Below are 18,396 nucleotides of genomic sequence, written 5' to 3'. Positions count from 1 at the left end.
TTCGAATGGAGAGAGACTATAATGAAGTTGAAGAACAAAGTAGCCTTTATCACCGGAGGTTCTTCCGGTATCGGCCTTGAGACCGCAAAGCTATTCCAAGCTGAAGGCGCCAACATAGTCTTGGTTGGCTCGAACGAAGAACACTTGGCCGAGGCTGGCAAGGCATTGGACGGAAAGGCACTACTGGTACGGGCCGATCTTCGCAATGTGGCCGAGATCGAGCAGGCGGTCGAGGATACTCGGGCCAGGTTCGGTCATATCGACGTCGTTTTCGCCAATGCCGGCGCCACCACCGTCGTGCCGCTTGAGGCGGTGACCGAGGCGTATCTTGCCGACAACCTCGCGCTCAATTTCACCGGCACGTTCTTCACGATCCAGAAGACAGCGGCGATCATCCCTAAGGGGGGAAGCATCATCGTCACTACCTCGTTCCTCAACACGATCGGCTATCCGGGCCTATCGATATTGGCCGCGACCAAGGCGGCGACCCGGTCCCTTGTCCGTACCCTGGGTGCGGAATTGGCGCCGCGCGGCATCCGTGTGAACGCGCTTAGCCCTGGAGCCATCGCAACCCCATTCTACGGAAAGATCGGACTGCCTGACGCCGCCCTGTCAGAGGTTGCTGCCGGCATCACACAGAGGATTGGCCTCAAGCGTTTCGGCGAAGCGGTAGAACTCGCAAAGACCGCGCTCTTTCTGGCCAGCGATGACTCCTCATACACCACCGGCACAGAACTGGTGGTGGATGGCGGCCTGACCCAGTTCTAACCAACTTCGGCGCAAAACGCCGGATGACGACAAGAACTAACGTTCAACCCGGCCTGTCGCTTCGATCTTGATCGCAGGCGGCGGGTCGTTCTTTTTGACACCGAGGCCTTGCAAAGCACTGGGCGCTGCGATCCGAAAGCGCTGCAGTTGCCCTGCTAGACAGATGGGACACGCCCAAACTCGGCCAGCTTCTCCCGCAGCTTTGGTACGGCGAAGTCGATGAAAGCGCGGAGCTTCATCGGCATTACTTTTCGGGAGAGGTGTAAGAGATGAACCGGGATTGGTTCGACCTCGAACTCCTGCAGAATATGGCGCAGCTTTCCCGCGCTCACCGCAGCGGCAACATCGTGTTCAAGGACGAGCGTAGCGCCGATTCCGTCGATCGCGGCATCCACAGCGGCATCCGGCGATGACACCAACAGTCGTGGCACTTCTGCGATCGTCGAAATTTCCCCAGTATCCGGATTGCGAAAATGCCACGTCGAAAGGTTCGGGCTATCGAAGACCACGCAGGGATAACCGCGTAGGTCTTCTGGAGTAGCCGGCATGCCCCGTTTCGTCAGTAGCTCCGTACTAGCGACCACCACCGCCCGCAGACTTCCAACGCGCGTTGCGACTAAACTGCTGTCGCGCAGATGCCCGATACGGATCGCAACATCAACGTGTGCATCGATGAGATCGACATTGCGGTCGGACTGCAGGAGCCGAATTCTTATCTCAGGATATTGCGCCAAAAATTGATCGACAACGGGCAGCAGACGCAGGCGCGCAACCTGCACTGGAGCTGTAATGACAAGCTCGCCTCGGGGGGCCGTGAATTCACCCGCCGCACGACGCTGTTGTTCGTCAACCTGCTCCAAGATTTGCTTAGCAGCAGCTAAATAATCTGCGCCTGCATCTGTGAGGTCAAGCTTGCGCGTCGATCGGACAAGCAGCTTCGTACCAACCAGTGCCTCAAGGTCGTTGATGTGTCGAGTGAGTGTGGCAACAGGAATACGCAACTTTCTCGCAGCAGCCGACAAGCTACCTTGCTCAACTGAAGACACCAGCATTTCCATAGCTTGCAGTCGATCCAAATGCTCACCGAACCTATCGAACAGGGTACAGGGATAGTTTGTACAACTGAGCCAGAGTCAAGATCACGACGCCGTCCCTGCGGCGGCAAGCAAAGTTTCCGACAGGACACATGCGCGGATTTCGGCAACGAACCAGGTCTTGAAGGCGGCCATCGCCGCACGGGCGTGGCTGCGCGGCGGAATGACAATGGAATAAGGACTGGGCAACGTCAGAGGTTTTCCGACAACCAGCAATTCGCCGCTCTCAATAAAGTCCGCGCAGTAGAGTCCCTGAGCTAGCGCGACTCCCAACCCGCCGCGTGCAAGATCGAGCGCGGCCATCGACGTATTCGCCGTCATCCCGCGACGGCTCTTGGCTCCAGGAGTCAGCTGGTAGGCCTCGAACCAGCTCTGCCATGATGGGAACGAAGCATTCGAAGGCCCCCAGTCAGTGTGAACCAGGCGACGAGACCGCAAGTCCGCGCCTTTGTCGATCGCTCCATGCCGCGAGATGTAGGAGGGAGAGCAAACCGGATAGACCGCGTCTGTCAATAGAATCTCCGTCTCGAGGCTGCGATAGTGGGACGAGCCATATGACAATCGAATGTCGATCCCTTCCTTCTCGAAAGCGACCGGATCTTCCTCGCCTCGGAGTGATACGTCCACCCAGCCATGTGTCTCGACGAATCGAGGAAGTCTAGGGGCTAGCCACCCCATGGCCGTGGAGGGAGCGACCGATATAACAAGCGCCGCGACCGAGTCCTTCTGCGCTAGTTCATCGGAAACGCGCCGCAGCTCATCGAACGCTTGGCTCAGCCTTGGGTGGATCTCAATGCCCGCTTCAGTCAGCTCCACGCGGCGCTTGATCCGATGAAACAGTTTTCGTCCGACGTGATCCTCCAGGCCACGGATGAGCTGGCTGACAGCGGCCGCTGAGATCGAAAGCTCTTCGGCAGCAGCCACGAAACTACCGCGGCGTGCGGCGGTCTCGAACGCTTCAAGGCCCTTCAAGGAGAATATTCCTGACACGCGGGTGAACCTCGATCGATAAGTCTGGCTTTCCTATTGTACATTATAAATCTTTTTCAAAGGATCGATTTTGCGCATAGCGTGAACACCACAAGGCGCCTCGCGCACCCATGGACTGGACAGCGCCAATGCCCCGCGGACAGATGATCCTACTGCCGTTCTTCTTCAATCCGCACGGCGACTACCGAATGTCATGGCGGCATCCCCGCGCCCCTGCCGATGACTTCCTGGACTTCGACTATTATCGGCGACTTGTCGTCATGGCTGAAGCCGCGAAGCTCGACGCGGTGTTCATCGCGGACCATTTGGGTATCTGGAACGGCCTCGGCAGCGGCATCCCCCACTACGCCAACCCGCGCCTGGAACCTCTTACCCTGGTTTCGGCATTGTCTGCCGTCACCAAGGACATCGGCTTCATGGTGACAGGCTCGACGTCCTACACTGAGCCGTTTCATACGGCCAGGATGTTCGCGTCGATCGATCATATCAGCAAAGGCCGCGTGGCGTGGAACGTCGTCACATCGGGGCTCGAGGAGGAGGCCATGAATTTTGGCCGTGACGCCAACATCGACCACGGTTTGCGGTATCAGCGCGCGACCGAGTTCCTCGACGTCGCGAAGGCGCTCTGGGACAGCTGGGAGGACGATGCACTCACCATTGATAAACAGTCAGGCGTCTTCGCGCGAAGCGAAAAGGTACACTTGTTAAATCACCAAGGGGAATATTTTAAGATCAGAGGCCCGCTCAACATCTCGAGGCCGCCGCAAGGCCATCCAGTCATTGTGCAGGCAGGATCGTCGGGAGCAGGCAGGGACTTGGCTGCCAAGCACGCGGAGCTCCAGTTTGCGATCCTCAAGAACCAAGCGCAGGCAATCGAATACCGCGCCGACATGATGGCGAGGCTTGCCAAATTCGGGCGCGATCCCAGCGGGTTCCGACTTCTCCCGGGCATCGTTCCGGTCGTGGCCGGGTCGACCGCCGAAGCCGAGGAGAAACAGGCATACCTTGAGTCGTTCATGGTCGATGAAGTCGCTGTAGACCTGCTGTCGACATGGGCGGGGGTCGACCTTTCTGTCTATCCCGTAGATGGTCCCATCCCGGATCTGCCCCAGGAGGCCAACTTCAACGGCTGGCACACCTGGCTCGGACTTATCAAGGACGAGTCGAACAAAGGCCTTTCGATCAGGCAATTGGCCCGCAAGGTCAGCGCCACCGGTTCCGTTCACATGATAGCAGGGACAGCGTCGCACGTGGCCGACCAGCTTGAAAGCTGGTTCGAAAGCGGCGCGGCGGACGGCTTCGTCCTGATGTTCCAGTTGCTGCCCGAGGACTGGGAAAATTTCATCCGTGAAGTGGTCCCCAAGCTGCAACGCCGAGGACTTGTTCGGACCGAATACGGGCCGGGCATGCTGCGCGACCGGCTAGGCCTTCCTCGTCCTCCCAACCGGTTCGCCGCGAAGACCTGATCGAACTGGGCACCATCGCAACGACATGAACGGGTGAAGAAGGATCGACCCCCATGGCAAAAGTTCTGATCGTCTCAGGAAGCCCTTCCAAGACGTCAAGGACTGCGGCACTCGCTGACGCGATCGCAAATGAGATCCGTCTCAATGAAATAGAGACAGAGCATCTGAGGATAGGCGAGCTTGACCCGCGGGCGCTGTTATCGGCGGATTTTTCCCATCCTTCGCTCGTCGAATTTGCCGCCAAGGTGAAGGACGCCCACGGAATTATCGTCGCCACCCCTATCTACAAGGCATCGTTCAGCGGACTGCTGAAGGCAGCGCTCGACATCCTGCCACAATACGCGCTCGCCGGGAAAGTGGTCCTTCCTCTCGGAACAGGCGGCAGCCTCGCCCACATGCTCGCGTTGGATTATGCGCTTCGCCCCGTGCTGCAATCGATGAAGGCAAGGCATATCGTGCAGTCGCACTTCGTGCTCGATACTCTGTTGTCTGCGGATATCGGTGGCATAAATCTTAAGGATCCGAACCTCGTCGACCTCCGCCGGGCGTGGGACCATTTCATGCATTCCTTGACTGAAGATCTGGATAGGCCGGGCGTGAAATACTCGCGCGCGGCTTTGTCCGTGGAACATACAAAACAGGCGTTGGCTGCTCAGAACTGACAGCAAGAGCACGGTTCAAGCCGCATCAGGGGGAAGCGCACGTGCACGACGATGAGCACAACCATCAACATGACCATGACAATCGCTTCAGCGACATGGAGGCGAGGGTTCGAGCATTGGAAACCCTTCTCACTGCTAAAGGCCTCGTCGATAGCGCAGCTATCGACCGCATTGTGGAGACTTATGAGACGAAGGTGGGGCCAAGAAACGGCGCCGCCGTGGTTGCCCGAGCATGGTCGGAAACAGCGTTTGCAGCCTGGCTGAAGACGGATGCAACTGCAGCCATTGCCAGTCTGGGCTTTGGCGAACGCCGCGGCACGCGTATGCGGGCAGTGTTCAATAGCGCGGATGTTCACAACGTTGTCGTCTGTACGCTTTGTTCTTGCTATCCTTGGGCGGTGCTTGGCCTGCCGCCGGTTTGGTACAAGTCGCCGGCATACCGCTCGCGCGTCGTGCAGGATCCCCGCAGCGTGCTGGCTGAGTTCGGGGTAAGTCTGAGCCAGGAGACGCAGATACGCGTTTGGGATTCGACCGCGGAATTGCGCTACCTTGTCATACCCCAACCACCGCCCGGTTTCGAGACGATGGGCGAAACTGAATTGGCTCGGCTCGTGACTCGTGACGCCATGATTGGTGTAGGCCTCATTGGCGCCGGGGACGCGACACCATGAATGATCCACACGATTTGGGCGGCCAAATAGGCTTTGGCCTCGTCAACCCGGAAGCCGCTGAGCCTGTTTTCCATCACGATTGGGAAAAACGTGCTCTAGGTCTTTCGCTATGTGCGAGCTGCCTTGGCGCCTGGACACTTGATGAGTGCCGTCACGCCTATGAGATCATCCCGCCCACAGACTACTTGCGAGCTAGCTATTACGAGATTTGGATGGGAGGCCTTGAAACGTTGCTGGAGCGCCACGGTTTTGTAACCTGCCAAGAGCTGCTCACCGGCATCCCCGAAGGGACAGCTGAGCCCGTCAGCTGCATTTTGCGCCCCGACATGGTCGACGACATGCTGGCTGCCGGACCCACCGAACTGGTAATCAGCGATAAGCCGCGATTCTCGCCCGGCGACAGGGTCGTAACGCGAAAGAAGCGCCCCCAAGGCCACACCCGCCTCCCACGCTATGCGCGCGGGAAGACTGGTTTTGTTGAAGCCATCTGTGGCTCGTATGCTTTTGCGGACGCGAATGCCCATGGCAAGGGACCCAGCCCACAATGGCTCTACACGGTAGCGTTTCACGGCTCTGAACTCTGGGGCCCCGCAAGTAGCGACAACATCAAAGTCTCCATAGATGCTTGGGAGACCTACCTTGAACTGGCGCGACAATAGGGAGCATACCTATCGGTCCCCTACGACATTTTTGCTACAGGGCAGCCGGTTGAGTAAGATCGCGGCTTGTGCGTGGCTTCGTACAAGCTAGAGAGTTACGCATTTGTCGTCCGACCAGATCCGCAAGCGACATGTCGATCAAGATCTCGAAAGCTAGCACACAAAGCTTAAGGCCAAAGGCTGCGAAGTCGCCTGTTCCGAGAAATATTTCCTGCGCTGTCGTGCGCACCGTCTGGCTTGAGGATGCCGCAGAGACGACGTCGATGACTGAAATGGGGCGCCAAGCTGCCGTTCGATGTAACTCCATTCATCCAGAGAGAATGCTGGAAGCGCCCATTTTTCTTTCGATCACTCCAGATTTCTGGTCACCGCATGCGTGCAAGGGCCGCATTTTCCGGTATCGCACACTACCAGAGTAGATGCTCCTTTGATGGTATCGGAAAAACCCTTCAATGCAATTCCGGCAATCAGGAAAAAAAAGGGCACGGTTTCGTGGCCGCCAAATCGGTCTTTAAGAGCACCTAGCCATGGGTAACCTATTTTGTCTTATGAATTAGTGTTGTATAAACTACTATTGATCGCATTTGAAGGAAATATCCTTTTCAATAATCAGGGTTGACTATCGATTATTCCGAATCAACATGCCTACCTCGCCGGCTTTAGCGTACTTATGGGCCAAAGTTAGTGCGAAGAATCGATGTTCTTTTGTGAAAAGTTCTAAGTCATGCCCAACCTGTCCGGCGCGTTACTCATCGCTTGTGCGCGTCGATGGTTCTTCCCTGTCTGCTTGAACTTCTTGAGACTGAGCTGGTGTACCGGGACGACGGATACGACGTCGCTCGTCGCAAGGTGGTCAGTGCAGAATGAAGCTTGGAATTTGCTACGCCGAACGCAGGAGACGCTATTCCTGAGAGAGAAGTCGCAAAGGTGCGGCGGGCGGCTAGCGACGCGGTGCGGCGGAGCCTTACCGCTGTCTTGAGCACATGGAGAGCGCTAAGCGGGGCGCGACTGTGGAGATCGCAAGCACAAGCCACATTTGGTAACGGTCTCTCTTACGCGATTGCGACCCTCCATACGCTCATATTCTCTACCCTTCAGATGCGAGATTGGTTGATCAGTTCAGTCCGGCTCCATTGCCTGACACCAGACCGACGGAGGATCAATGGGCGGCATTGCGAATCGTAGGGAACCAATCAAGTCGCGAAGTTCGAGGGATCGGGATCGCGTACAAGAGTTAGAAGGCACCGGTCTTGAAATTCGCTCACTGGCGTCCCTCCCCGTCCCGCAGTGTCCCGTTAAGGCGTTATCTATCAACGATTTCAGGCTTCGCTAGCGCTGCCTGTGACACGCTGTCCCGTCCAATACCGTAGCGTTGCGTTGCAAAAACCGTAGCAACGCGTTCCCCTGCTGTTCCGGCTCGCTCTCGCCGGAATTTCCTGCGACTATCAGCTGGACCACGCGACATGGACGCGACATGGGAGGGGGCGAATGCTGGGAAGAAGTCGAACGGCTTCAGCTTTGCTGGTTGCTTCGACAATATCGGCACAGGCCGGATTCTTCACCGGGAATGAACTCCACAACTTATGCACTTCCTCTCCTGGGTTTGCGCAGGGGTATGTCATCGGAGTGGCTGACTTAACCGATCTGAATGTCGGGGTGATTGACCAGGCAACCGGGAAGCCTGTTGTGCCCAACAAATTCATTTGCATCCCCGAGGGCGTGGTGGCTCAACAGGTTACGGACATCGCTTGCAAGTACCTTGAGGATCACCCTGAGAATAGGCAGTCCCCGGCGCCGATTCTCGTGTACCAAGCCTTGCTCGCAGCTTGGCGGTGCCCACAGCAATAAAAGCCCGCCATCGGGAGGCTAAATAGGAAACCGCCCGCCCCTGAGCATGAGGAGGTCCGCGTCTTCCTCATCCGCCTCGCACGCGGCCGGCGCTTCCAGTAGATCGATGCGGCGCAGATCAGTGCCGCCCATAGGCGCATCAAGTGACAGCGTCTTGAACGTATCGTACTCCCGGTTATAGCCGGTAACGTAATCCTTCATGCGAGCGCCAACGTGATCGAGCAGCAGCTTGCCTTCGAGGACGGCCAGGAGCATCGAGGCGATGACGTCGTCACGCATGAACCGGGGCAGAGCGGAGCTAACAGCGCGGCTCACCACCCGATAGACAGTGTCAGGGTCGTGGCGAATGGAGTTGATCGATCTTTGCATGTTGGCCTGCGCACGCTCTCTCAGCTTTCGGCTTTCCTGCTTTGCTAGACCCTTTTCCGGATACCTAATGTAGTATGCTCGCTCGTAGGCAAGTTGCTGGCCTGGGTGCTCTGCAAGATATTTCTTTTTGCCAGCCGCAATTTTGTCGCGGTTAGCCAGGCGATAAGCCTTATTAGCGGCAACGATCCGTTCCGGGTGCAGTAGCCTGAACTTACGTTTCAATTCTGCCGTTTTTTCTGGATTTTCAGCACGTCGCTTTCGCTGTCTCGCCAGGATTTCTTCGCGATGCAAGGCCTTGTATCGGCGGTTTGCAGCTCGAATCTCTGCCAAGTCTTTTGCCATCCGAGGACGATCTGACAAGGCCGGTCACCTACGCAAACGGCAGATGAGGGTTCTGCCCGCTAATCCCGCTACGCTCCACCGCCAAATGAAAAGCCCGCCACCGTGAGGCAGCGGGCGTCAAGTATCCGAAGGGCGATTGATCGATGGCGCTGACAGCCGCACCCCCTCCCCGTCGCGATACAGGGGTTCATCAAGCCAGCCTCGGGGCTGCTTCTGCATCCCAATGAATTCATGGTGTCGCTCGACGATCAGTGCCGGACAACGCGGCTCCGTCCCGGTTTCGTATTGGACGAGCCGCGCGGAAAGCCACGAATAATCGCCGATGGTCCTGCACCCTGCCGCCGCAAACTCCCGTGAATGCCCGGCGCCCCCGATCTTCCATCCATCATATCCGGTGGTGAGTTCGTCCATCGCGGCGGCGAACTGGTCAAAGTGGTAGCGAGCTCGCTCAAGCGCGGTGTCGGCCTTGGCAGCTTCAGCTACGGTAGGGGCAACAACTGCGGTCGATGCCGTCCTGGCCATCGCGACACCTTTTGAGAGTCGCCCCACCTGAAGGACATTATTCCTATCTGCCCTGGCGGCTGTAAAGGCTAAACGTCAAACAGATCACTGGGTCCAACACCTATTTCGTCGATGATGTCGGGCGTGTTGTTGCGCGGGCTACCTACCCTGCTGCCTATCGGCCACATCTTCATCAGCTCGGATGGATACGGCTTCATCAGGTCTCGAGGGTCAAGCTCCGGGCCAAGCCAACGCATATAATCGGCCGGCGCCAGGATCACAGGCATCCGGTCGTGGATGGTTGCCATGAGGGTGTTCGGCTCGCAGGTGACAATCGCAAAGGTGCGGATCAGTTCGCCAGTGGCCTTATCGGCATACTCTTCCCAGATGCCCGCCATGGCGAAGGGCTCGTCATCCTTCATCGCGATCGCATAGGGCTGTTTTCTCTTTCCCCAGAGATCCAGCTTCTGCCATTCGAAATAGCCGTCCACCGGCACCAGGCAGCGCCGTGAGGCATAAGCTTTGCGGAACATGCCATTGGTCGCGATGGTCTCGCAGCGCGCGTTGACGGGCGGCGGGCGGCCACTCCCGTCACGAGCCCAGCCGGGAACGAGACCCCATTTGGCCGACACGAAGCCGGCCATGGAGGTGGACAGTTCTTCGCGAATGATGATCGGATAGTTCAGGCTGGGCGCGCCGTTCCAGATAGGAAAGCCGTTGCCCATGCGCTCGACGTCGCCAGGATGGGCAAACTCGAAACGCCGCACCATGTCAGGGATAGTCGTTTTGACGAAAACGCGTCCACACATCAGATCACCAGCCTATCGTTGCGGAAGATCAAAATGCGAACGCGTGGGGAACGAGTCAAGCAGCACCGACCTTCGCCTATTCCTTGCGGACGATAGAAAGCTTCGGTGCGTGGGCTTCCCTAATGATCTTGGCGGCTTCATCTGGAGTGATGCCTACCTTGCGGGCATAATAGGCCGCTTCCGCTTCGAGCGCGGCATCTAGTGGGGCTTCAACCGCCTGCTTTGCTTTGCGCTTTGCCTTCTTGCCCATATGGCGACTCATCGCAGATTCGCGGGGTCAGGGCGCGTCACCTTCACGATGATCCATGGCTTCGGCGATGACCTCGAACACGCTGGGCACTTCCTCGCTGATCTCCGTGGTGAGAATGCCCGCCTTGTCCGCAGCCTTCATTGCCTTGTCTGCAAGGTCGCTGATGACGACGGGATCGCCGGTCGCGGTCTCGGGCAGCTGTTCTGCCATCCAGTTGTCGAGGAAATTGATGCCGCGGGCGCTCATCGAGCCTTAAGTTCGATCGCCGACTTAGGTTCCGCCTGCGGTCGATAGCCGCCTCATCGACTTCAGCTTCCATCTGGTCACTGACTGGCTTCGCCTTGGCCGCACCATCGAGCGGAACACCGTCGAACCCTTGGAGCCAGGCTGCCGCCAAACTCTGCCAATAGTCGGGAACGACGCGCAGTTGCCCGTCTTTGCTGGCTTGGGCACCGTACATCCACGCGTAGGTTTCGCGCTCTTGATCCTTCTTAGCTACCGCCATGGTCAGCGCCCCAATGGTTGCTTGGAAAGCGAAGTGAGTTCGTCCTCGTCGACAACGCCCGCCATGTAGTTGGCGAGAATTCGGGATGCAATCGTTTCGCGGGCATCCGGCGATTGACCATCCGACGTGAGCTTGTCGTAGACCCTTCCAAGCATCGCCAGTTCGGCCGCGTCGAATATGCCGACCTCAGTCGCCCTTCTTTGGATTGGCATGTTCTTCCTCCCGAAAGTCTTGGAGAGAAGCATGCCGTAAATCCTCCTCGCCCCGCAAGTGCTTCACGCGGCCGATGATCCCCGGCTTGACCCATTGTGTCGCCGGGCGCTTCATGCCCTTCGGCGCCGCTCCTGCGTGGTCCTGGACGCGCTTCCAAAGCCGTTCGCGCATTTCCCGGTTCAAGGTGATGAAGGCGCTGCCGACATATCGACCTGTGCCTCGCTCTGCCATCAGCGCAAAGGCCGGCTTGCCCGGCTCACGCGCCACGCCGAGCAGTTCGAATTCCTCAATCTGGTAGCATTTCGCCTTCAGCCAGTTGGTTGACGGACCGCTGCGGTATTTGCTGTCACGTCGCTTCGACACCATGCCCTCAAGCCCGGCCTGGTCAACCAAGTGGAAGATAGCCTTCGCGTCGCCCGGCAACGGTTCACTGAACTGGATCCGGCCGCCGGGCTCGATGATGCTGGCAAGGATTTCCCGTCGCTCTTCCAGTGCCATGTCGCGCAGATCGTGGTCATTGAGATGGAGCAGATCGAAGCCGACGAAATAGAGATCATGCTGCCGGCGCGTGATGGCCTTCCTAAGCTCGCTGAAGTTGGACAGGCCGGCATCGTTCAACACGATGATCTCGCCGTCGACAATGGCGCTCTCCGCGCCAAGGCTCTTGGCCTCTTTCACCAGATCACGATATTTCGCGGTCCAGTCGTGGCCGTTGCGCGTGTAAATCCTGGTGCCGTGGTCATCGATTATGAGTTGCGAACGGTACCCATCAAACTTCACCTCATGAATCCATCCATCGCCCTCTGGAGGCTTTTCCACCAAGGTCGGCATCAACGGGGCGATGAACTTCAAACGCATACACTGACTCGCAAAGCCGCGATTTAATTAGCATGCGCTTAAATAGTTCCAAAACCGGAAAGGCTGAAACAAACTGCTTGTTTCGACGTTGCCCGATGATCTGCCATTCAGGGAAGGAGATCGACGTGGCCGACGACAAGAACAAACTTGGCTATCAGGACCGCAGCCGCGTGAGCGGCGATGAGCAATACGAGGTTGGCTATTTCGCGAGCAAATTCGGCCTCTCCATCCCGCAAGTTCGCGAACTGATCGCAAAGCACGGCAACGACCGCGACACGCTTGAGCTCGAGGCCAAAGCTCTAAAAAACAGGGGATCAATCTGAGCTGTGCCGAAATATCACGTCGAGGAAATGGATGGCGATGCCGTTACGGCAACCCACATTGTGAGCGCAACGACGGCTTTGAAAGCCGCCAGGGAGGCGACCGAGCGTGAGGTGACGCTGCGCACCACAGAGCCCGTCTGGATACGGGTCACTGACGAAAAACGCGGCTTCGTCTTCGAATATTCGTTCAGCCTATGACGAAGCCATGAGACCTTTAACCGTCCTTTCACAGCGAGTTGCACGGGCCAGAACCGGCCGACGACCAGCTTCACTTCTATCCCTGTCCCTACTGCGGCCAGCAGGTCGATCAGCGCGATTTCCGCTAGGTCTCGACTGAAGGAAAACGCGCTTGAAGCGGTGAAGATGTTGCTCACAAGGATATTCGCTAGTCCTCGGGCTGAGTGCGTTCTGCGATGGCAAACGCCTGCAAATTCTTGGCCTTTCCCACGTCGTGATCCGCATTGGCGATAATCGAGAAAAACGCCGACCTTGCAATATCCTTTTTCGTCGCCTTGGGATGGTCTTTCTCGACAGCCTTGATCAACTGCTTGGGAGACATTTCAGGCGTTACAACCCTCGCAAGGGTTTCGCCGATCGCAACCATTTCACGCGTGTCCATGATCGGCTTCATCGTCAGCCAGCAGCCACCTTAGCAGCGACGATTCACTGGCGAATCGTTTGTGATGCAAAAAAGCCCCGCCGGCAGGATGCGAGCGGGGCCAAACAAGGGAGGATCAATGACGCAGGATAACGTCGGCGGCAGAAATACCCCTGATGCACGACAGCGGCGTGACAAACAAAAAGCCCGCCACCTTTCGGCAGCGGGCATAGTCTGAGGTTGGAACACGCTCTGAATGGGCAGTGCGACCATATGAATTTCGTCAGCCGGATATTGTTCCGTCGCGAAAAAGCCCGCCGGCCGAAGCCAGCGGCCCTTGATTGTCGCACGGCTTTCCCGGGGCGGCTTGTGTCTCTTCGATCGAGCCCGAGATGATGATGACCTGCGCCACAATCGAGCCAAACCGCTCGCGCTTGGCGGCAAGCCCACGCAGCCTCAGTTAGCCACGTCCGGTAACTGGAGACGTGAAGGCGCGTGCGCCAGAAGCCCACCTTCGGACTAATAGCGGGAAGCAAACGCCTTCATACCGTTCCTAATCGCTCTTTGAGCTTCATCTGCACCCTGCCAGCCTTTGAACTTGATTGTTTTGCCGGTCCCAAGTACGGACGAAAGAAAGAATTGCTCGATTTCCCGCCTGAGATGCTCAGGGACATGCTGCTCGGTGGCAGGTTCATCTTCGGCGTCTTCCTTGTGAGGGCAAAAGATGAAGCGGTCATTGCGGACGGCCTCGCCACCCTGGTCCTTCTGCTTGACACGCAACACTCCTAGCAGTTGGCACTTGATAACCACTCCTGGTGCCGTCGTACCCTGATGGATGACGAGCCCATCAAGGGGGTCACCATCCTCGCCCAATGTGGACGGAATAAAACCCCAGTCGTACGGATAACTCATTCCAACCGGTAGAGGCCGGACGTAGGCGAAAACCTGGGTCGCTGGATCATAGGCTAATTTTGCCTCTGAGCCACGTGGGGTTTCTATAACCACTCTGATCAGGCCATCCGTCGTTGTAGGGAGTTTGAGAAAGTTGGGCATCGAGACGCCTTGCAGATGTGAGCCGGCTTTGGAACTCCCAGACGTAACGAATGTTCCGTTGCACCCAAAGGAGATTTCAAGCATGACAAAATCTGCTCTGCACATCCTCAAAGGCGCGGGCTATCTATTTTCTACACTCAGCGTTGTTCTGCTCGCCATTGTGAGTTGGAAGAGTGCTTCACAAAGCCCTCTGCTTGTCGCGAGCCTGCTCGTCGGAGCTGCAGCGTCGATTACCGGCATGTTTTGTCGGTGGCTAACCTATGAGATTGAGAAGCGCCAAGATGAAAAGTAGGGCATTGCAATTCGCGGCCTGGGCAACAAACAAACGCTTCTGATCAACGCCTTGCGCTCGGCGAGCGGTTATGAGGTCGTGCAGGATGGCGAAGTTATCGGGTCTTTCCCTACCATCGTCGAGGCAGATTGGTTTGTTCGGGGTCGTGATGCGCGGCTCTGACTTAATTGGGGTCGGACCATCCTCGGCGGGCAGACGGCACTTCACGACTACGAACCGTCGTTCCTACGCTCAAGCGTGGGCAGACTTCTCGGCAAAGAGAACGGTCCGAGCGCAGGTAAATGGTTCTGGGCGATCAGCACGAACGACAAGCGGTGGCGTGTCCATGGCGGCCGGCGAGGAAGGTCATTAAGCAAGGACGAGGCTGTGGCCGAATTGGAGAGGGTTTTACCGACTACCTGGCGGACACGCCCCCGAAGCGGTCGCCTTACTCCCGAGCGAAGCGCGTTTAGGCAAATCTAAAAAACCATATTCCGACCAGAGCGCAAAAAGCCAAAACCAGGACGGCGGCCGCGAGTAGAACGCCCCTACGGTTCTGCCACCGTGGTGAATGCTCGGGCACCAATTTATTCGGGGCATGTTCGTTCATGGCCGGTCAATTTGTGGGCACTTAGCGGCTGTAGATTGTTCGCTCATATCCCGTGGGTAAGCACTACGTAGATGGCCGGGACGAGCATCAACCATCCGCCCATTCCTATAAGCACTAACATAGCCGTGCGTTCGGTTCGCCTGACAAGGTCGGCAATGTTTTCCTCGTCAGTCAAAGCGGCGTCCAATAGCCTCGCTATATGAACATCGTGGTTGTCATTCGCAGGTTCGGTTGCCTTGTCGGTGTCATTCGATCTCTGCGTCAATGTCATTTTCTTTTGCCCACCGAATAAAAATAGAGGACCCGCCAGCTGCGGAAGCGGCTCGCGGGTCCTATCAGCACAGGAAGGGACGTAGCTGTGCCGATCCATGACATGTCAGCCGAGGACTATGCCGATCACCAGGAAGGTAACGGCTGCTGCGAAAACCGGTGCGAGCAACCAGCGTGCTTGGCCAACACTCTTATCCATGTGCTTTCTCCGAATCCGGACAAACAACTACGCTGGACGTAGGCCGTTCCGCCTAGTCCCAATAGGCAAGACCATTGCGTTTTGTGGCCGGACTTTGGTCTTGACCTCTGTGGGACCGAAGCCCGTCCGAGGAACGTTTGGCATGCCGTGAAGTTCGATTGGCTGGCGCACAGACGATGGTGCTGTCGCCCGATCACAAGAGGAGAAAAACCATGAAGATGCACCTTACCGGCGCCGCTGCGGCGCTGTTGCTTTTGGCCGGCGTCGGCGCAGTTGCGGCCCAGGACGTTGTCATCACGCCGGAGCAGGACACCGTCGTCCGCGAGTACGTGAAAAAGCAGCCGCTGGCTTCCGTGAAGATACCCGGCGTCGAGCTGAACATCGGTACGGCTCTGCCGGACACGGTCGAACTCCACGAGGTTCCCAACGTGAAATACCGCTATGTGGTGGTCGACAACCGCACGGTTCTGGTGGATCCGAGCACCCGCAAAATTCTCAAAGTCTACGACTGAACTTCGTACCGCCAACCCGTCGCCATCCGATGGCGGCGGGTTGTGTATGTCATTCGCCACTCAACTGGATAAAGAAGATGATGAACCATGAAGTCGAGACGACAGAAGCGCTCATGGCGCGCTTGGCTGATCTCCAGGCAAGAGTGCGGGCAGCACGCATAACTGACACCGAAATAAAGACCTTCCAGAAGGTCGCGGCCATCATGGATAACGGTCGCGGCCAGATTGCCGGCGACGACCTGATCGCAGTATCGTTCCTTGTCGAACCAGAGGCCTTAAATGGGTAGGCCTCCGTTTCGAGGTCACTTCTGTTACGGGGATACTGGGGCACCCGCGTGGCTCATTTTCGACCCCTGCAGAAGATATTTGCCAGGAGGGTTAGCCGCAACTTCACGCAGCAAATTGCCCGAAATAGAATGACGTGCAAATATCATTCGGTCGCTTCGGAAGGGAACAGCCATGGCGCTTGATTATTGCCACCCAACCGCACCGCATAAGAGGCTGCGCTTGCCCAACTGGTACGTGTCGAGCCTGATGATGGATCGGGCGCTCGACGCCGTGGCGCGCAAGGTCAAGACGCTGGACCGCAAGCATGACATCCCCTACCTCGCCGGCTATTCGAAAGATGGGAAGACGATCTATATCGACCGGCATATGCCCAGCGAATGGGAGTACAACGGCCGGAAGATCAACACCGACCGTTTCCTATTGTTGCACGAGGAGGTCGAGAAGTCGTTGATCGACCAACTGGACTTGCATTATCTGCACGCCCACCAAATCGCCACTCGGGCCGAAGAAGCGGCGGTGCGGGCGGCGGGCATCTCCTGGCGGGACTATGACCGCTTCATGCAGAAATACGTGAAGACGATGGACGATGAACGGCTTACCAAAGTTCCGGCAGACCTCGACTTAAAACCCTACCGCGACGAACACGATACCGATCTGCTGGAACGCATGGCCACCAGTATCGAGAAGGGCATTTACCCCGAAGGCGTTGACAAGGCTAAACTGCACGCCAAGATCAAGGGCCAACTCGAGACGGTCATGACCCACACGCATCAGCCGAGGCGCGGTCCTAAGGCGAAGGCCAAGCCTGCCGGAAACTAATTCCTTTCGTTCAGCGTTGAAGCCTCATCCTGATATGGGAGCTTCCGAAATGGACCCGGCAACCGCAGCAGTGATGATTTTGCTTTCGTGCAGCCCAATTGACGGTTTTGTCTGCAAACCCATTGCAGCACCGCCCGCGATATTTTCATCGCTTGACCAGTGCCGGGCCGCACTGAAGAACAGGCTGGCAAGCGCTCCAAGGGGTAAGATCATCGGGCGCTGCCGCCGTGTCGACGCAAAGGTGACAGGGGCGCTTCCGGACGCCTATTTATCTGTTACGGTGACGCGCGGCGTGACCAGCAATAGCTACATCGTTCCGCACGAAAAATAGTACGCCGCCACCATGAGGCAGCGTCTTAATTCAAGCCGCACCTCTGGTTTCTTCATTTGCCGAATTTTGCTTTGCACGTAGGACTCAATTCGCTGATGTGCTTTTTGAGGCATGCCGCAGCTTTACCGATGGGTACAGTTGAACAAAGCCTTTTGTAATCCGGTGCGCAGGGCGACTGGGTATGCATCCAATGACCGCCTTTCGCATCCGCTAGGCCCGCTCCCGAGAGAGCGATGAGGGTGGCAACTCCGGCGACTGTGGTGCGTCGAGATAAACCCCACTCAGTCCTGGCTATAGACCCATGCAGCGGCGGCGCATAAAGAGTTTCGCGCCGGACGAGTGGGAGCGTTGCAACGATGGTCTACACAGTGCGGCTACGGGGCGATGTCATTTTAGGCTCGCCGAGATAACCCCAACGAAATCTCAGCGAGCCAGCCGCCCTGGCATGAGGGACACAAAAAGAGCGACCACCTATCTACGATTCCGCTATCCACCAAGTTGCCTACTGGCCGCAATTGAGGCTGAAGTCTCCGGAGGGTAGCAGCCCGCTGCCGGGACATATTTGGGGAGCAGCGGGCTGTTGGGCTATTATCCCAAGAGCAGCGAAATAGGCGGTTAGGTTTCGCGCTCGGGCAAACACTACGAGAGCGGTCGCGATTGCGCGCCTTAAAAATTCAGGCCCAGGCCCCCACGATGACATGGGGCGCCTCCGCATTCGTTCATCTCGCCACGTTCCTATTCCTTCGTCCTCCTGTATGCGTTAGCCGCACACTCTCGTGCGCTCGACGACCCGGTGATGATGGCGCCAATGCGTAGTTACAAAGATTCGACAGCCATGGTGGTGGCGGTGATGACGCCAATATTGTCCATCGCTGTACTGGCTATCATTGTACTGACCGTCGTATTGGCCGTCGTCGTAGCTCCCTTGATCATGATGACGGTGGTGGTGACGGTACTCGCCGCCATTGTCCGAGGAGTACTGGTCAGCATAGCCTCCGCCGTTGTCAGGCTGGATGATTACGCTTTGGGCATTGGTAGGCGCCAATGATGCAAATGTCGCTGCAGCCGCAATGGCTGCTCCCAATAGAAGTCTCATCAATTTCCTCCGTACTAGATT

At 57.3% G+C, this 18,396-nt stretch carries 25 protein-coding genes; 13 read left to right on the top strand and 12 right to left on the bottom strand.

Going from position 1 to position 18,396, the window contains the following annotated elements:
• Nucleotides 1-21: 21 nt before the first annotated feature.
• Entirely contained in the window at nucleotides 22-768 is a 747-nt protein-coding gene (locus tag EB235_RS19825) for an SDR family oxidoreductase (RefSeq protein WP_027029333.1), read from the top strand.
• 155 nt (nucleotides 769-923) lie between these two features.
• On the opposite strand, the gene EB235_RS19820 is transcribed toward EB235_RS19825, so the two are convergent.
• Entirely contained in the window at nucleotides 924-1,826 is a 903-nt protein-coding gene (locus EB235_RS19820; RefSeq protein WP_032925392.1) for a LysR family transcriptional regulator, read from the bottom strand.
• Nucleotides 1,827-1,907: 81 nt separating this feature from the next.
• Nucleotides 1,908-2,834, bottom strand: coding sequence for a LysR substrate-binding domain-containing protein (locus tag EB235_RS19815; protein ID WP_245268758.1), 927 nt, complete (start codon nucleotides 2,832-2,834; stop codon nucleotides 1,908-1,910).
• A gap of 146 nt (nucleotides 2,835-2,980) precedes the next feature.
• Here EB235_RS19815 and EB235_RS19810 point away from each other — a divergent pair, with 146 nt between their 5' ends.
• The 5 genes from EB235_RS19810 (at nucleotide 2,981) to EB235_RS35295 (ending at nucleotide 8,158) form a co-directional block, all read left to right on the top strand.
• Entirely contained in the window at nucleotides 2,981-4,318 is a 1,338-nt protein-coding gene (locus tag EB235_RS19810) for an LLM class flavin-dependent oxidoreductase (RefSeq protein ID WP_027029336.1), read from the top strand.
• Nucleotides 4,319-4,371: 53 nt separating this feature from the next.
• A complete protein-coding gene (ssuE, locus tag EB235_RS19805; protein WP_080680736.1) occupies nucleotides 4,372-4,980 on the top strand; it encodes an NADPH-dependent FMN reductase in 609 nt (202 codons plus the stop codon).
• A gap of 95 nt (nucleotides 4,981-5,075) precedes the next feature.
• On the top strand, nucleotides 5,076-5,651 hold the full coding sequence (gene nthA / locus EB235_RS19800) for a nitrile hydratase subunit alpha (RefSeq protein ID WP_080681017.1): 576 nt from the start codon (nucleotides 5,076-5,078) through the stop codon (nucleotides 5,649-5,651).
• Nucleotides 5,648-6,310 (top strand): nitrile hydratase subunit beta, encoded by a 663-nt coding sequence (gene nthB, locus EB235_RS19795; RefSeq protein ID WP_027029338.1) that lies wholly within the window; start codon nucleotides 5,648-5,650, stop codon nucleotides 6,308-6,310. The genes nthA and nthB overlap by 4 nt, the downstream gene beginning before the upstream one ends.
• Before the next feature lie 1,488 nt (nucleotides 6,311-7,798).
• Nucleotides 7,799-8,158 carry a Rap1a/Tai family immunity protein gene (locus EB235_RS35295; protein WP_167334852.1) on the top strand — a complete coding sequence of 120 codons (360 nt, stop codon included), beginning with the start codon at nucleotides 7,799-7,801 and terminating at the stop codon, nucleotides 8,156-8,158.
• An 18-nt stretch (nucleotides 8,159-8,176) separates the two neighbouring features.
• Here EB235_RS35295 and EB235_RS19785 read toward each other — a convergent pair whose 3' ends face one another.
• From EB235_RS19785 to EB235_RS19755, 7 genes are all read right to left on the bottom strand, one after another.
• Nucleotides 8,177-8,869 carry a hypothetical protein gene (locus tag EB235_RS19785; RefSeq protein ID WP_027029339.1) on the bottom strand — a complete coding sequence of 231 codons (693 nt, stop codon included), beginning with the start codon at nucleotides 8,867-8,869 and terminating at the stop codon, nucleotides 8,177-8,179.
• A gap of 117 nt (nucleotides 8,870-8,986) precedes the next feature.
• The gene (locus EB235_RS19780; RefSeq protein WP_027029340.1) at nucleotides 8,987-9,391 is read right to left on the bottom strand and encodes a hypothetical protein; all 405 of its coding nucleotides are present in this window, start codon (nucleotides 9,389-9,391) and stop codon (nucleotides 8,987-8,989) included.
• Nucleotides 9,392-9,459: 68 nt separating this feature from the next.
• Nucleotides 9,460-10,179, bottom strand: coding sequence for an SOS response-associated peptidase (locus tag EB235_RS19775; protein WP_027029341.1), 720 nt, complete (start codon nucleotides 10,177-10,179; stop codon nucleotides 9,460-9,462).
• 76 nt (nucleotides 10,180-10,255) lie between these two features.
• Nucleotides 10,256-10,429, bottom strand: a complete 174-nt coding sequence (locus tag EB235_RS19770; RefSeq protein WP_245268759.1) for a hypothetical protein — start codon at nucleotides 10,427-10,429, stop codon at nucleotides 10,256-10,258.
• A gap of 27 nt (nucleotides 10,430-10,456) precedes the next feature.
• Nucleotides 10,457-10,675: a DUF768 domain-containing protein gene (locus tag EB235_RS19765; RefSeq protein WP_027029343.1), complete on the bottom strand. Its 219-nt coding sequence runs from the start codon at nucleotides 10,673-10,675 to the stop codon at nucleotides 10,457-10,459.
• Between the two features lie 261 nt (nucleotides 10,676-10,936).
• The gene (locus tag EB235_RS19760; protein ID WP_027029344.1) at nucleotides 10,937-11,146 is read right to left on the bottom strand and encodes a hypothetical protein; all 210 of its coding nucleotides are present in this window, start codon (nucleotides 11,144-11,146) and stop codon (nucleotides 10,937-10,939) included.
• On the bottom strand, nucleotides 11,121-12,005 hold the full coding sequence (locus EB235_RS19755; protein WP_027029345.1) for an RNA ligase family protein: 885 nt from the start codon (nucleotides 12,003-12,005) through the stop codon (nucleotides 11,121-11,123). The genes EB235_RS19760 and EB235_RS19755 overlap by 26 nt, the downstream gene beginning before the upstream one ends.
• 125 nt (nucleotides 12,006-12,130) lie before the next feature.
• Here EB235_RS19755 and EB235_RS19750 point away from each other — a divergent pair, with 125 nt between their 5' ends.
• Entirely contained in the window at nucleotides 12,131-12,328 is a 198-nt protein-coding gene (locus EB235_RS19750; RefSeq protein WP_027029346.1) for a DUF3606 domain-containing protein, read from the top strand.
• A gap of 14 nt (nucleotides 12,329-12,342) precedes the next feature.
• Here the strand turns inward: EB235_RS19750 and EB235_RS19745 are convergent, their stop codons facing one another.
• The 3 genes from EB235_RS19745 to EB235_RS19735 form a co-directional block, all read right to left on the bottom strand.
• Entirely contained in the window at nucleotides 12,343-12,702 is a 360-nt protein-coding gene (locus tag EB235_RS19745) for a hypothetical protein (RefSeq protein WP_155256272.1), read from the bottom strand.
• A gap of 11 nt (nucleotides 12,703-12,713) precedes the next feature.
• Nucleotides 12,714-12,947 (bottom strand): hypothetical protein, encoded by a 234-nt coding sequence (locus EB235_RS19740; protein ID WP_027029347.1) that lies wholly within the window; start codon nucleotides 12,945-12,947, stop codon nucleotides 12,714-12,716.
• Between the two features lie 498 nt (nucleotides 12,948-13,445).
• Nucleotides 13,446-14,063: an inorganic diphosphatase gene (locus tag EB235_RS19735; RefSeq protein ID WP_245268760.1), complete on the bottom strand. Its 618-nt coding sequence runs from the start codon at nucleotides 14,061-14,063 to the stop codon at nucleotides 13,446-13,448.
• Between EB235_RS19735 and EB235_RS19730 the strand changes: the two genes are divergently transcribed.
• The 6 genes from EB235_RS19730 (at nucleotide 14,062) to EB235_RS19705 (ending at nucleotide 18,327) form a co-directional block, all read left to right on the top strand.
• On the top strand, nucleotides 14,062-14,271 hold the full coding sequence (locus EB235_RS19730) for a hypothetical protein (protein WP_027029349.1): 210 nt from the start codon (nucleotides 14,062-14,064) through the stop codon (nucleotides 14,269-14,271). The two genes, EB235_RS19735 and EB235_RS19730, sit on opposite strands and share 2 nt — an antisense overlap.
• A 1,270-nt stretch (nucleotides 14,272-15,541) precedes the next feature.
• On the top strand, nucleotides 15,542-15,841 hold the full coding sequence (locus tag EB235_RS19725; RefSeq protein ID WP_027029351.1) for a DUF1236 domain-containing protein: 300 nt from the start codon (nucleotides 15,542-15,544) through the stop codon (nucleotides 15,839-15,841).
• Nucleotides 15,842-15,918: 77 nt separating this feature from the next.
• A complete protein-coding gene (locus EB235_RS19720) occupies nucleotides 15,919-16,128 on the top strand; it encodes a hypothetical protein (RefSeq protein WP_027029352.1) in 210 nt (69 codons plus the stop codon).
• Nucleotides 16,129-16,300: 172 nt separating this feature from the next.
• Nucleotides 16,301-16,948 (top strand): hypothetical protein, encoded by a 648-nt coding sequence (locus EB235_RS19715; protein WP_051429585.1) that lies wholly within the window; start codon nucleotides 16,301-16,303, stop codon nucleotides 16,946-16,948.
• Between the two features lie 49 nt (nucleotides 16,949-16,997).
• Complete coding sequence (locus EB235_RS19710; RefSeq protein ID WP_080680737.1) at nucleotides 16,998-17,279, top strand: hypothetical protein; 282 nt, start codon at nucleotides 16,998-17,000, stop codon at nucleotides 17,277-17,279.
• Nucleotides 17,280-18,087: 808 nt separating this feature from the next.
• Nucleotides 18,088-18,327, top strand: a complete 240-nt coding sequence (locus EB235_RS19705) for a hypothetical protein (protein ID WP_155256275.1) — start codon at nucleotides 18,088-18,090, stop codon at nucleotides 18,325-18,327.
• Nucleotides 18,328-18,396: the final 69 nt, after the last annotated feature.

The organism is Mesorhizobium loti R88b (genome assembly GCF_013170845.1).
GTDB lineage: Bacteria > Pseudomonadota > Alphaproteobacteria > Rhizobiales > Rhizobiaceae > Mesorhizobium > Mesorhizobium loti_B.
This window is presented reverse-complemented; position numbering and strand designations above follow the sequence as displayed.